Source organism: Mycoplasma todarodis (genome assembly GCF_965212735.1).
Lineage (GTDB): Bacteria > Bacillota_I > Bacilli_A > Mycoplasmatales > Metamycoplasmataceae > Mycoplasma_K > Mycoplasma_K todarodis_A.
The window spans coordinates 13,119-27,981 of sequence record NZ_CBDBYJ010000003.1 but is presented as its reverse complement, the minus strand read 5'-3'; the positions used below and the strand labels follow the sequence as shown (position 1 = coordinate 27,981).

The following is a 14,863-nucleotide window of genomic DNA, read 5'->3' as shown; positions in this document are numbered from 1 at the left end:
AAATGTATAATCAATATATGAAATTAAAAGTATATAAACAAATACATAAAAAACTTAAAAAAGAAATAATGAAAATAAAAAAACAAAACCCATCGATGAGTGACAATGATAAAAAATACATGGAAATCACTCAAAGTGTCATAATGGAAATTATTTTTAAAAAAGAGGAACAAGAAAATAATATAAGGCAATTATCATTTGCTTTATCAAAAAATAATGTTTTAATGGACAGATTATCTTCCAAGTCTAATTTAAATGAATTTCATAAATTTATGACGGAACCTAATGGGGAATACATGGGAACCGAATTAGTTAATGAAGCTAAGAGGATGATAGAAAGAGCAACGCTAGAAAATGATTCATATTTTGATTTTATATTTATCTCAATTCACCTTGTAAGTTTATTTAATTTAGGCTTTGCTGAAAAACTAAGAGCGTTTTTTAAAAATGAAGAATGGGAAAATACTCCAGCAAAGAAATTGCTTTTATACTTAGACAAAAGAAATATCTCAATGAATTATGACTCTTCAACAAAATTTTTAGAGCATATCGAATTAATTCTTTTAGTACCTCATAATATTGATTTTTTTACTTCGAATATTTTAAAATATAAATATTTGAAAAAGCATGAGATTGATGTTTTAGAATCTGTCCAAGATTTTTTAATAAAAAATATGGAGGAGCCAGAAACCGGAAAATTATTTTACCCAGATTTATTGTGATTTTTAGATGTTTTAATTTCAACATACACAAAAGAAGAGATGAGTTATAATAATGAGCCTGTTTATCTCGGAATAGAGTTTGTTAAAGGAAAAATATCTTCATCTATATTTTTGCAAAAATTCAACGATATACAGTTTTCAAAATATAACTTAGGCAATGCTACTGCGATTGTTTGATCATCCGTTGTTGTTAAATTAACACTTGCACAAAGTCAAACAAACAAGGTTCTATTTGCCAAACTTTTTATAAGATTATATGAAACATTTAGGGAGAAAATCTTTGATTCTTCTTTAATTAATTATATTATCGCTGCATTCTTGGGAGATACCATATTATTGAGTGCCTTTACTTCATTTATGTGTTCAATATTTATGAAGGATAACATAATTTTAACACCTCTAGAAAGAAAAATTTGAGATCACATAATTTCTTACGAATTAATAAAAAAAGATGAATATGAAATGAATATCAAGATATCAAATAAACATAATTTACCTGATTATAGTTATAAAATGTTATACGACACACTAAAAACTAAAAGAAGCAATAGAGAAATATTGAAGTATATTGATCAATTATCTTGAACTATTTTTAAGGTGAATTCTTTATTTAAAGCAGAGCGAGGAATAATAGAACTTGAGAAATCAAAAATTAAGAAGACGGAACTAAAGCTAAGTGACATAATTTCAATGTTTGAAACAGAAGAAGCGCTCGCATTTTTAAGATTTGTTATTTTTGAAAGATACATGAATAATAAATTTATCCATGATGATAAAAGTAAAAAATTTATGAGTGTAATTAGCGCCAATATGGCGAAATCAGCAGTGAAATTAATAAAAAAAGATACAAACTTGAATTCATTCAAGCAAACAGTTCTAGACATAAACAAAACCCAACCTAAAATTGATATTTCAAAACTTGATTCGGCATTTCCTTTTGAATACCTTCATACATATAACACCACCGTTTGAAAGTTTATTCATCAAATTAAAATTTCGGTAGATTCCGAAGCCGTTAAATTAATAAGTGGAAAGAAATATCTAATCAATTTAATTGAACTTCTTGCTTACATTAAAAACAAGCCAATAGTGGAAGTGTATGATTTTATTGAAAAGTTGAGAAACAGGAAAATCAAGATATATCTATTGAAATCGCACATCAACAATATGCGTAGAGATACTATAACTGAGGGTGTTTTAAATGATGATGACACCATAAGAAGAATATTGACTAATGATGATGAAATTCAACTCGTAGAATTAGAGGCTAAAAAAGCTTGAGAGAACAATGTTTTTTGAAAGATAATAGAAAATCTCTCAACGGTTTTTGAAATTGTTTATGATAATTTCTCATTATATTATGCATATTATTACGACAATGAAATAACTGTGAACAACAAAGAGATACAAATTATAAAAAGCAATAAAATCAAAAATGGTGAATTGAAAATAATGTTTGATTTCGAGGGTAAAGATGAGTAGGAAAAACTTCTTAATATGAACCATAACATTCACATCTCTTGCGTTTATAGCGTCATCACTCTTCTTAATTCCAGCTTTTGCAAATTTAGTGAATGCCAAAGTTGAAGAAAACTTGATATTCTATGTTGGTTCTATTGCATCATTAATATCAACATTTTCTTTAATAAGATTAAGGAAGAAAGTAATTAATAAATCATGAAAGAGTAGTATAGGGATATTTTATTCTATATTGATGTATTTTTATTTGGGGATAAATGCTTCTGCAATAGGGATTCCAATAATAATTTCTTTAGGATGGATAAAATCAAATAATCAGTATCCCTTTTTGATCATTTTAGTGTTATCTAGTTTGACATGAATGTGAACAGCTTTATCAGAAGGGAATGATGAAAACAACTGGATTGTATTTCTATTTCAAAAACCAGGTTTGTACGATAAAACCATTGAACATTTCTCAAAATTGGAGAAAAACTTAAATTTAAAAGTGTTGAATGGCATTAAGGGTAAAATTAACGCTAATAATTACAAAAATATAGAGAAGAATTTAAGGTTGATAGATTTTGAATTTGATATTGATTTTTATATTGAATTATACGTATCCGCAAAAGTTGAGGAAAGGGAATTCATAATTTATTTAAACCCTTCTATACAAAATTCAATTGGTAAGGTTCTTTCTTTGGATATAAAATGAATAAAAACAAATAAAACAAAAAACAAAAAATTCATAAAATTATGTTTAGAAGAAATGAAAGTTGCACAGCGATTGGTTAAAAGTTTTGAATTCTATACTAGTGAAGAAGTGGAATTTGATGATAATCTTCTGAATTTCATTTTTAACTTTCCAAAGAAATTTAATGATATGATGCTTCAGATTGTTGCCAACATAGAAAACAATGCTTCCTATATTGGTTATGACATAGTGAGAATAAAAGACTTGTGCAATTCATATTCTATTACAGATGATGAGGTCTCAAAAATCAAACAGGCTATTAGAGTGATTATTGCGAAGTCTGAACCGACTTATGATAAGAAAATTATTGATATAATAATGGATAATTGAAAACAATGAGAAGTTATTGAACAACAATTATTGGAATACTTTATTGATATGCGTTCTTAGCAAAAAACGATGTATTATGCATCGTTTTTTTTATTTGTGTGACTACTCACCCCAGAAATAAAAAAAGCCAAATACTAAAGAGAATCAGATTGCAATCAATAAGATTCATAAAAGAAAACATTGCAATAATGATATGCAATTTTCATTTTCAATCAAAACATATTATGAGCACTCTTTCTTGTAAATGGTATTAAGCGATTTATATCCAATAAGAACCACCATGTTTAAAACTCTTCATATGTTGATTTGCTATCACTCTTTTTAATTAAAATACAATGAAGCCCTCACCTCAAATTTATAATATAAAAGAATATAATATTTTTAAGGGGGGGTGGCAAGATGAATACAATCAAAACATTAGGAGAAAGACTAAAAAGATTAAAGTGATATTACGTATCACTGATAGTTATTGGATCTCTTTATCTCGTGGTTAATACAGTTACCATTTGAGCTCCAATGAACAATGTGTGGTTATTAATAATGGGGTTAATGAATTGAGTTCTTCTGATAAGCTCAGTAGTTATGCTTATATTAACTATAATTGAAGCAACAAATGTCTACGCAGAGAAACCGGAATATAAGTTTAATATTCAATATATAGTTGCTTATGTTCTGCTTGGTGCTATTGGATTCTTCACTATACTTTCTTTATTCATTGCTACATCACATGAAGGTGATATCTCTCACCTAACCGATAGTGGTACAGGTGTAAAAATGGTATCTTGAATTATGGTATTTATAGTTGTTGGTGGGATTATATTGTTTTACGTATTATCACTCCAAAAATCAATGCATTTTTTAAAAGAGAATTCAAAGGTTGAAGAATTCAAAAATGATAAAACACCAAAAGAAGAATAAAATTAATATTAAAAACACCGACATAAATGTGGGTGTTTTTTAAGAATTATTCTTTGATTAATGGTTTAATCTGTTGCATTAACTTATCTATGAATAATATTCTAATTTCTTTATAACTGGCTTCTGGATTTATTTTAAAACCTTTTGGTAATTTCGTAACACTCGGGAACGCAATCATATTGTAATTCTTATTTAGTAATCTTAATTTAGAAAGGTTGAACCCTTCTGGTAATTCCTTAATTTCTGGAAATACGGCAGGATATAAAAAGTATACGTTTGAAAAATCTATGTTTTTAGGAAATTTTTCTAAGTCCCTAAACGCAGCTGTGTAGATTATTTCAACACTTGAAAAATCTATATTTTCTGGCAATCTTTTTAATAACCTAAACGCCTTTGGTAATATTTCTTTAACGCTTGAGAAAACAATATTTTCAGGTAATTCTTTTAAACGAAAGAACGCACGAGAACTAATAATTTCAACGTTTGAAAAATCTACATCATCTGGTAAATATTCTAAATTATAAAAGGCTTCACTAGGTATTCTTTTAATTTTAGAGAAATCAAATTCCTTTGGTAATGTTTTTCAATACTTTGTTTGTCACACATCATATGGGAAATCTTTATTATTTGTATGTTTTATCTTTATTGAAGGTTTACTTGGCTTCTCTGTGGCTTTATTTTTTGAAGTTTTTGCTTTTGAAGTTTCTTTACCACAAGAAACTATTGCAACAAGAGGAAGTGTTGTCGCTACTGTGGCAACCCCCAAATTGACTAACGCCTTTTTAAATTTCATATTCACCCCTTACTTTAATTTTTATTTATCGTAATAAATTATAGTGTATGCAAATAAATTAAATGTTAATTACAAAGGTATAGGACAATTTTAAGTGAATGGTTTAATTGTGTAATGTTTACAAAATAGAACAAAATAACTTACTACCTTTCGGATTTCCAAATACCAAGGAACCTTCCAAGTCTATATGAAGGTATAATATTTTTATGAGAGCAATTATATATGGATACAACCCAGAAACTGAAGACTGAGTAGAATTATTGAATAAAGGGGATTTTTGAATAAAAATGAATGGAATTACATTCATGTTGAAAAAGGCAATGAGACTATCCAAAAAGCATAAGATGAAGACTTATCTTTCAATGGAAAAAGAAGGTGGGAAAACAGCATTATTACCGCTAAGCCTTAAATTTAAATTAAATGGAATATTATTATCTTATGAAAATAATTATGAACAATCTAGTGAATGAAGAATGAGAAAGACTATTCCTAATTTAAAATTAATTAACAATAAAACATATTGAACTAATAAACATCAATTTAATTCGCCATTAATATTAAGTTTAAACTTAATGGATATATTTATTGAACATTGAGCTTCATTTAAACGTGATCACATTAAAACCATTTCTGACTTTATCATAAATGCAGCAACCGAGATGTCGGGTCCAGAAGTTTTAGAAGAAGCCAAAATAATAATGAGTAATCCTGATTCATTTAATGAATTTTATGAAGAATTAAAACCGCTGGGGATTAAAAAAGAAACTTATAAAGTAGCTTCTAAAAAATATTCTGATTTTCTTAAAAAAAATACAACCAAGTAAAAAAATGTACAACACTCGCACATTCTATTGCTTGCTTGTATTTTTATTTGCTATTTCGACTTTTTGCAAAAATAAAGTTGTATAATGAAAGAGCTTGGAATTAAGTATTAAAGATTTAAGGAAAAGCAATAGGATTTTGCAGAGAAAACTGCAATTCCGATTCACATTGTGAATTAAATTAAACACATTAAGTATTATAAGAAGTAAAAATTATTGGATAAGTGTATTTGAACAAACTTCGGGTTTGTTGAATCCTTATCTTGAAGTGAATATGCAGCTCTAAATCAGTTGACATATTTTATTGAAGTATTTAAACACATATTAATAAGTGTTTATAAAAAAAGAGTTAAAACACCCATTGAAAATTAGGGGTAGTTTGCTCATTTATAAAATATGAAATACGATATCAATCATGATATTGATATTTCGCATTAAAAATAGATAGGAGTCCAAAATGGCACGAAAAATAAACGTTATAATCCCGCATTCAGCAAAAGTTGAATTCGGACTACAAGCAGTAACAAGTGGCTTTGTTGATACTAACAGCAAAACCACAATTAAAGATATCCTTAAGAAAGAATTAAAGGATAAGTACACAAAAATCAAATCATATGATGGGAAAATAGAACAATTAATGCAGGATGTAAATAATGCATTCACAAAAGAAATGTTATTCCTTGATCTTGAAGCAAGAAATTTTAAAGTAGTTCTTAGAACTTTAAAACAAACAGGAAGAACACAAGAACTTAAAAATGCAACTATTGTTGCCAAATATAAAGAACCACACTCGGAGTGAAATGGATTCAATGCAGTTGCATTATTCACAAACTTAGTTGTAGAGAAACGGGGAGAAAATGATTGAGTCACTTTTGTTGAGTTGAGAAGAATTGAATTCTTAAGAATTTCACATCTTAAAAAAACGTCAGCAATTAATATTAAACAATTTGAGGTTAATTATTTAAAAAATAGGGAGTTGTTAGAATCTGAATCTCAAATAAAAATTGATTCAAAAGGTCAGAAAACTTTTTCAGATCATCTAGCCGAAGAGTACAAACAAGCGGTTGATATCTTTGATCATGATAAAACAAGATTAGACTTAAAGAAAAACTCTGAATTCATATCATCCTTCTTAAATTTCCTTAAAACAAAACAAAAAGAAATGATTCCTTTATTTTCATTCGAAGAAATTGAATCAAACTTAGATTCAAATTTAGTTTTATATGCATTATTAAATAAAGACGCTAAAAAATATACACAAAATATAAAAAGCGTAAATATTTCAAATGGATCTGATTCTTCTAATAAATTCCAAGCGAGAATTGTCAAGAGAGTGAGTTTTAATCATATTAAATATTTTGAGGAGCAAATTGAACATTTAAGAAGAGAAATACAAACCAATGATAAGAAAATTAATTCCTTAGGGAAGCAAGAAGAAAAATTTTATAAAGAAAAAACACAAGAAGAGCAAGACAAGGATATCTTTTGAGAAAAAAAAGTTATTTTTGAGGAGTTGTTAGAAAAGTATACTGAACAATTTGAAAAGTTTTTGAAAGAGCAAAAGGTAATTAAAGAAAGATTCGCATTTCTTGAAAAAGAAAAGAAAAGATTGAAGCAAGAAATTACAAAAAATGAGAAGGTGATGTTGTTAGAGTCATCGGACAAAACCAAATCAAATCCTAAACTCGAAAAGAACCTTAATGCAAAAAGAGTGGAAGCACAATACAAATTGATAGAGTTGTACAAGGTTATACGCCCAATTTCAAAGGAATATAACGAGAAAAACGCACAAAATGAAATGTGTAAAAAAACTCACAAGGAATTTGAAGAAGCCTTAAAGAGTACGACGCATGAATTCGAGACTTGAAACGCTAAGTTTAATATAACTAATGAAAAAATCAAGAAATTAGAATCTTTGATAATCGAGAGTAAAAATAAAATGCTTAAAATAAAGAACTCAAACAAAGAGTTCAAACAAATTGTTTTTGATTTAAGTGCTGATTTATCATTTGTGGAAGAAGGTGGCTTTAGTGTAGAAAAATTAACCTTCGAATACAGACCTAAAGATGGTGAGAAAGTACCTTCATTCTTTATAGAGCCATTTAAGAATTTTAAGACAGTAGAGCAAAATAAAGAAGAATCTTGAATCTTATCAACATTTGACTTCGGTCTATTCACTAATTTCAAAAGATTCGATAATAATATAAAGAACTTAAAAACAGGTCACTATAAAAATCCTTATTTAGCAATAGCTTTAGATCAACCTTCTACATTTAAAAGCAGGGTAGAAATTAAGGGTAATTACAAACTTAACGATAAACAACGTAGTGCGGTTGATAAAGCCTTATCAACAGATGATATCGCTTATATTCAAGGTCCTCCAGGAACAGGTAAGACTCAAACGATTGCTGTTATTGCAAATGAAATAATCAATAGTGGTGGAAATGTATTGGTTTCTTCATCAACGCATGCTGCGATTGATAACTTCTTTGAAAGACTTGACTCGCAAGAGGCTGATAACCCAAACATCTTTATGCTTAAATATACATTTATGGGTAGAGAGACTATGTACGGTGAAACAAATATCTTCAATAGATTCCTTAAAGCGTTGGATATAAATGTTATTGGGACAAACTCTTCAGGAGAAGAAATAAAATCATTAATAGAAGATATAAAAAACTATGATGATAGTAAGGTTAGGGTTTATAAATACTATTCCAAAGAATTAAATAATTTTATTCAAAACAAAATTAATGATGGTAATTTAGGGAAACACCAAAAAGGATTGATAAAGCTTTTTTCAGGAGAAGAATTAACAGACTATGAAGAAGTTATAGAAGAAATGGAATGAGCTGCTAAAAAGACAAGGAAGCCTGAGTATAAAACTTGAAAAGATATTATGCAAAGAGTGGCTGACGCCCTTGGTACAAATGAACTATTTATATACGATAAAGAATCCGCTTTAAAAGCTCTTGAAGGTTTAACAAAAACCATTGCTTCAGATAAGTTCAAATCAACTTATTCTAAATTCTTGAAATTTAAGGATAAAACAAATGATAAAGAACTAAAAAACTTTAATGAAGCTATTTCTAAAAATGACTTGTTAAATGCAATTGGTATTACAACAACATCAAGAAAATCATTTGACTTTAATGGAAAAACAAGGAAGATATTTACTGAATACCCTGTGGAATGCGTAATTATAGATGAGGTTTCAAAATCAGTAACACCAGAGATAATTTCAAACTCATTCTTAGCTAAGAAAGTATTGTTAACCGGGGATTACAGACAACTTCCACCAGGTAATAATATTGATCAAACATCACTGGAAGAATATTACGATTCAGAATTCTCAACTGTGTTCAATAAAATATTCTTCAAAAGCACAAATTTTGATGACTTTAAAGATAATATAGATAGAATGTTTTCTAACTCTTTATTCAAAAATCAAATTAAGGAAATTAAAACTAAAACTGATAATAAAGCTTATGAATTCCTTAATACACAATATAGATTCCATGAAGATATAATGGATATTGTAAATATCTCTTATGATGAAAATGAAAAACTGATAATGCCTGCAAAAGCTCAACAGAAACAATGATCAAAAATCAAATATAAAGTTGATGGAGCGATTCAAAATAAAATGTTCGAGGTTGTTGACACTTCAAATATTTCAGAAGACTTTATTCAAAAAGTTCAGAATGCTAAAAGTGTAACATCGCCTGAAGTTAAGCAAATTACTGAAGGACAACTCGCATTCGATCAAAGCTCTTCAATATTTTCTAAAAACATTCACAAGAATGCTAGATTTAATGAGTATAACGCATTCGTAATTTCAAGAATATTAGAATCAATTTTAAAGGAAAATCCAACTGTAGACAGAAAAGATATTGGTGTAATTGCAATGACCAGATCCCAAGCATCAATTATTAATAATGAATTAAGGCTAATCGGTTTAAATGGTATTAAAGTCGATACCGTAGATAACTTCCAAGGTAGCGAAAGAGAAATTATTATTGTTGACCTAGTAAGGGCACCAGGTAAATACGATTCTAATGGAGGAAAATATACATTAAATTATCCAAAAACTAGAGATTTAAGTTTCTATAAAAAAATAGAGAGATTAAATGTTGCGGTTTCAAGGGGTAGAAGTAAGGTTATTGTTGTTGGAGCAATCCAAGAACACTTAGGTAAAAAAGTTATTTCAGAAATCGAAACTAACGGAAAGATAACACCTAAAAAGGTTATTGGTGAATACATGATAAAAGCGCAAGAAAATGGAGGATTTAAGACATGAAAATAAAATTAGAATACAAAATCCCTCATTTAGCTGTGGATTACTCAAGAACTACCTCAAAACAAAAGGAAATGTCAGAATTAGAAGGAAGATTGCTTCTAATGTTGGCTTTCAAAGAAGAATTGGACATTGCTTTCGAAACCGTTGAGAGTGCATTGGAGAGGGTATATAAGGTAAATCATAAAACTTCGATTCTATTTGAAGAAAGTTTTAGAGAATTACTTTCTACTAAGGCTATTCAAGCAGAAGAAGAAATCCCTAAAAAAGATTTATTAGAGATGATGTGTGTAACGTTGAATGTGAATGAAAATTTAATTAAGAATTTTAAAAATGATAATTTCTACACATTGGAAAAATCAAAAAGAACTCAACAACTTCTGTTTAAAATACCTTTAATTCCATTAACAGGAGTTAAGTCATCTAAGGTTCAATCATTTAAAAATATTGAATTACTTAAAGATGCCAAAGAAAATGACTTTGATAAAGAATTTTTAAAAAGAAGACAAGAAATTGTAACTCCAGAAGAAAAGATTATGTCTGAAGCAGAAGAGTTATTACCTATGAATAAAAATGTTGCTCTTGTTTCGGAAGAGTTAAATCAAAAACCTATTTTTGGGATGTTTGATGAAGAGTTTGAATATAAAATAACTGATAACTTAGACTTAATTGCATCAAACAAAAAGTCCGATGATTTATTGGAGTTATTTATTGATAATAAAGTTAAGATTGACTTCAAAAAATTAATAGAAGAAAAGTTCAATAAAGACATAATTATCAATAATGAGAAACAAGAAGGTACTTTACTAAATGAGCAATTATTAAGTGAGGCTCGTGAGTACAATAAGAGTTTAAGTGTGGATTTCACAATAATCCCAAGTAACAACTCATACCTAAAAGTTTTCAATAAAGAAGTGATTATCAAAATCAATTCAGAAGAGGTGAAAGTTAACTTACCTTTCTATACACAAATTGATGAACAATATATCGTGGAACACTTAAAAAATAATTTAAGTCAAGCAAACAATATTGAACAAAAATTAGAAATTCTTTTAAAAGAAGACTTGATTAAAAATTGAACAACTTCAACGAAAGAACAAAAAGAGTTTATTTTAAATAATAAGGCTGATAATATTTCAAAACAATTCTTATCAGAACAACCTATTAATGTATTAAAAGAATGTCTTGAAGATAATAAGTTAAAAGAAGTAATTGAATACGACGGTAAACACAAACAATTATTCATTTTGGATATAAAACAAATGCCTTCTTGAATGGAAAAAGAAACGATTTACAACATATACTTTGATACATTTGAGGATATAGAAAACATTGAGTTTTTTAGTTCTTGAGAGAACCTTAAAAACGCAAAAGATTTAAAAGAATATATTAATAAACAAATGACACTTGAAGAAAAAATTGATAAAAGTTTTATGAAAGACAAATTGAATAAAATTAATAACTTAATTAAATTGATAAAACCAATTACTTCAAATAACTTTGATATAGAGATTGATAAATTAAGAAAAGAAATGCAAAAGTTATCAGATCTTTCACCAAAAGAAGTTGTTTCTCTTGCAACAGAAGCTAGGTACGCAATGGAATCTCTTGTGTTGAAAACCGAATCATTGGATAAGATTCCATATGGAAAAATATCTGAAAAAATCACAAAATCAAAAGTATTTTCTAAAAAGGAAAAAGAACAACTTCTTAACGCATGAAAAACACATGCTCCTTATATGCACTTCAACCCTGAAAATGATTATTCAAAATCATCAATTTCAATAATGCAAAAGATAATTCCGCTTTGTGAAAAGATTGAAAAAGCATTTATGAAAAAGCAAGAAACAAAAACAAGCAAAGATAAAAATAAAGGTGGTAAATAATGTCTCATTCAGCCGTAATAATACTAGCTAATCAATATAGCGAAACATTAAGTAATTGTGATGAAACAATAGTGATGATTGATAAGTTGGAAGCAAATATGAAAATCGGAGCAACATTAACCAAGCAAATTGGTGAGATGCGTGATTCACTAATAAACTTTCAAAAAGAATTAATGACTGGTAAAAGAACAATAGATATAGACAGATTAAGAGATTTAGATGTAGAAATATCATCTAAAATGAAACGCATCGTTGGTATGAGAGGCAATTTAGATTTCTTTACCAATCTCGAAGAAACAACAACACATGCTAACGAGAAAATTAATGAAGTTATTGTTGAGCATGGATATTTGGCAAGGGTTGCAATTGAGTCTTTAAAAGAGAATGGTGAAACTATTAATCCAGAAGCAATCTTAAAAGAGATTGATAAAGTTGCTACAAAAGAACAAAATCAAACAAGAGTAAAAGAATTTATGGGTGTTGTTATGAATATGTTAAAAGAACTTAAATTCAACAAAACTATTCAGCAAAACTTATATATGAAAGCAACACACATTAAGAATGCTCAAGAATTCGGTGACTTTATAGCTTTTGTAGAAAGTAAAGCACAAGCGAGAAAGAATATTGAGAGAATCTTAAAAGATGAAATTGTGCCAGCTGCAAAATTAGTAGAATTAAAACGTGAAACTCAAAAATTCTACATAAACGATCAAAATGAAATTTATGCAAAAGTTAAATTTATGGATCAACAAGCTGGAGAACTGGAAATGACAATTGATGAACTTGGTAAAGTTAAATATCAAATGGGTAACTACAAAGGGCATCTATGCCACACAAAGGCCAAAAAGATTTGAAAAGAAGTTTTAAAAGAAAGAAAGATCCTTTCGGAAAAAATAACAAGAGATTATTCAGGTCAAGAAAGATTAGAAGAAAGAACGATGAGTTCAAAATCAAATTTAGAAAGAGGTAAATAATGTCATTAAATTTATCATTAGATATTTTAAAACAAAAGGTAATTCAAAAGAATTTAGTAGTAGCTACAGGTAATGTTTACGATACATTCCCGGATAACAAAAAAACAACAATTTTCCAAGGTTTGGTTGACATTATAGCCAAAGAATTATTGGAAGAAAATAAAGAAGTGAGTGTAAATATATTTAATCCAGCTGTTGGTATGTACGATTATGAAGAAGAAAAAGTTCTTCAAGAAGAAAAAGATATTGAATCAGATGATGAAAGCGAAAGAAATGTTCCAATTAAAACATTCAATCAAGCGCTTAAATTCGCTATCCAAGAAATAGAAGCATGAAACAATACTTCAGGTGAGAAATCAAGTGCCTATATATTCGACTTTACAGATATGTATTTGAATAAATTAGATACTAAAGACGGCACTTTCGAAAGCATAACAAAGTTAATAAGTTTAATGCTTACACCCATGAGGAAACGTATGACGAAAGTTGCTGATTCAAATCAACCTAAGGTTGTATTTATCCAAAGAAATTCAAACATCATCGATGGTTTCATTAAAGGTGGAAATGCAGAATATGCGAATGTTGAAATTCTACTTCCAAGCATTCAAGAAAGAAGTAAATTTCTTGAATTAAATGCTAAAAGATTTGAAATCACTGATAAAGAAAAGATTAAAGATCCTGACAGTAAAGAACATGCTGAAGCAGTTGCAATGACGGATAAACTAAACTTAAGAGAAATAATGCAACTCGCAAGAATTTCTTCACCTGATAAACAAGGATTTACTTTTAAAGAACTCTACACATACTCACAAAGTAGTAAAAAAGAGTCTGAATGAACACAAATGAGTCTTAAGAAAATCAGAGAGTTAGATACAAAGTTCAAATCTAATCTATTTGGTCAAGATTATGCAATTGATAAAGTAAAAGAAACAATGATTAGATCATTTATGGGTATGACTGGAGCATTCCACTCTTCAAACAGTTCAAAACCAAAAGGAGTTTTATTCTTCTCGGGTCCAACAGGTACAGGTAAAACTGAATTAGCTAAACTATTGGCAACAGAAGTGTTTGGAGATCAATCTAAAATGATTAGATTTGATATGTCTGAATATAACCATGAAGAATCAGATGCAAAACTAATTGGTACTGCACCTGGATATATTGGTTATGGTTCAGGGGGACAATTAACTAACGCAGTTAAGAAAAACCCATTCTCAATAATTCTATTTGATGAAATTGAAAAAGCCCACCCAAGAATTCTTGATAAATTCTTGCAAATATTAGAAGATGGTAGATTAACATCTGGTCAAGGTGAACTTGTTGATTTCTCAGAAACATTTATTATATTTACATCAAATATTGGTCAAGATAAAACAGATCCAAAATTTAGCAATAAAGAAAATAGGAAAAAGTTTATTGATGCCGTTAAGAAACACATGGTGGAAGAAGCTAAACGTCCAGAACTATTGAATAGAATTGGTGAAGATAATATTGTTCCATTTAACTATGTTCAAGATGTTGAAATTATTGAAAAATTATTAACAGCTAAAATTAATAAATACAATAGCAAACTTAAAAAAGAAAAGAATGTTATTGTTTCTATAAGTAAAGATGATATTACATTACTTTCAGATATAGTAGAAACTAAAGCAAATATCAAAATGGGTGGTAGAGGAATAATGACTACCTTAGAAAAAGAATATGGTGACAAAATCACAATGTTCTTATTTGATAATTACGAAAAAATGCCTAAGGGTGATGAAGTGATGAATATTTCTGTGACTGTTGTCAAAAATAAAATAAAGATAAAAATGGATGTTTAATCTTCTTTATGAAAATGTGTAATAACAATTTCGAATTTAATGTTTCAAAAATACCTATTTTCAAGTCAATTAAACTTTATAATTAAA

Annotated in this window: 9 protein-coding genes; 8 read left to right on the top strand and 1 reads right to left on the bottom strand. The window is 28.2% G+C overall.

The features are described from left to right. Nucleotides 1–17 precede the first annotated feature (17 nt). From ACOMC1_RS02605 to ACOMC1_RS02595, 3 genes are all read left to right on the top strand, one after another. Nucleotides 18–2,204, top strand: coding sequence for a hypothetical protein (locus ACOMC1_RS02605; protein ID WP_420331085.1), 2,187 nt, complete (start codon nt 18–20; stop codon nt 2,202–2,204). Then, a complete protein-coding gene (locus tag ACOMC1_RS02600) occupies nt 2,197–3,324 on the top strand; it encodes a hypothetical protein (protein ID WP_420331084.1) in 1,128 nt (375 codons plus the stop codon). The genes ACOMC1_RS02605 and ACOMC1_RS02600 overlap by 8 nt, the downstream gene beginning before the upstream one ends. Before the next feature lie 339 nt (nt 3,325–3,663). Beyond that, nucleotides 3,664–4,182, top strand: coding sequence for a hypothetical protein (locus ACOMC1_RS02595; protein WP_420331083.1), 519 nt, complete (start codon nt 3,664–3,666; stop codon nt 4,180–4,182). A 46-nt stretch (nt 4,183–4,228) separates the two neighbouring features. Here ACOMC1_RS02595 and ACOMC1_RS02590 read toward each other — a convergent pair whose 3' ends face one another. Continuing rightward, nucleotides 4,229–4,975 carry a hypothetical protein gene (locus ACOMC1_RS02590; protein WP_420331082.1) on the bottom strand — a complete coding sequence of 249 codons (747 nt, stop codon included), beginning with the start codon at nt 4,973–4,975 and terminating at the stop codon, nt 4,229–4,231. Nucleotides 4,976–5,181: 206 nt separating this feature from the next. On the opposite strand from ACOMC1_RS02590, the gene ACOMC1_RS02585 reads away from it, so the two are divergent. The 5 genes from ACOMC1_RS02585 (at nt 5,182) to ACOMC1_RS02565 (ending at nt 14,776) form a co-directional block, all read left to right on the top strand. Further along, nucleotides 5,182–5,799 carry a hypothetical protein gene (locus tag ACOMC1_RS02585; RefSeq protein WP_420331081.1) on the top strand — a complete coding sequence of 206 codons (618 nt, stop codon included), beginning with the start codon at nt 5,182–5,184 and terminating at the stop codon, nt 5,797–5,799. Nucleotides 5,800–6,253: 454 nt separating this feature from the next. Then, on the top strand, nt 6,254–10,102 hold the full coding sequence (locus ACOMC1_RS02580) for an AAA domain-containing protein (protein ID WP_420331080.1): 3,849 nt from the start codon (nt 6,254–6,256) through the stop codon (nt 10,100–10,102). Then, complete coding sequence (locus ACOMC1_RS02575; protein WP_420331079.1) at nt 10,093–11,979, top strand: hypothetical protein; 1,887 nt, start codon at nt 10,093–10,095, stop codon at nt 11,977–11,979. Before ACOMC1_RS02580 ends, ACOMC1_RS02575 begins: the two co-directional genes overlap by 10 nt. Further along, nucleotides 11,979–12,953: a hypothetical protein gene (locus tag ACOMC1_RS02570; RefSeq protein WP_420331078.1), complete on the top strand. Its 975-nt coding sequence runs from the start codon at nt 11,979–11,981 to the stop codon at nt 12,951–12,953. Before ACOMC1_RS02575 ends, ACOMC1_RS02570 begins: the two co-directional genes overlap by 1 nt. After that, on the top strand, nt 12,953–14,776 hold the full coding sequence (locus ACOMC1_RS02565; protein ID WP_420331077.1) for an AAA family ATPase: 1,824 nt from the start codon (nt 12,953–12,955) through the stop codon (nt 14,774–14,776). Before ACOMC1_RS02570 ends, ACOMC1_RS02565 begins: the two co-directional genes overlap by 1 nt. The last annotated feature ends 87 nt before the right edge of the window (nt 14,777–14,863 follow it).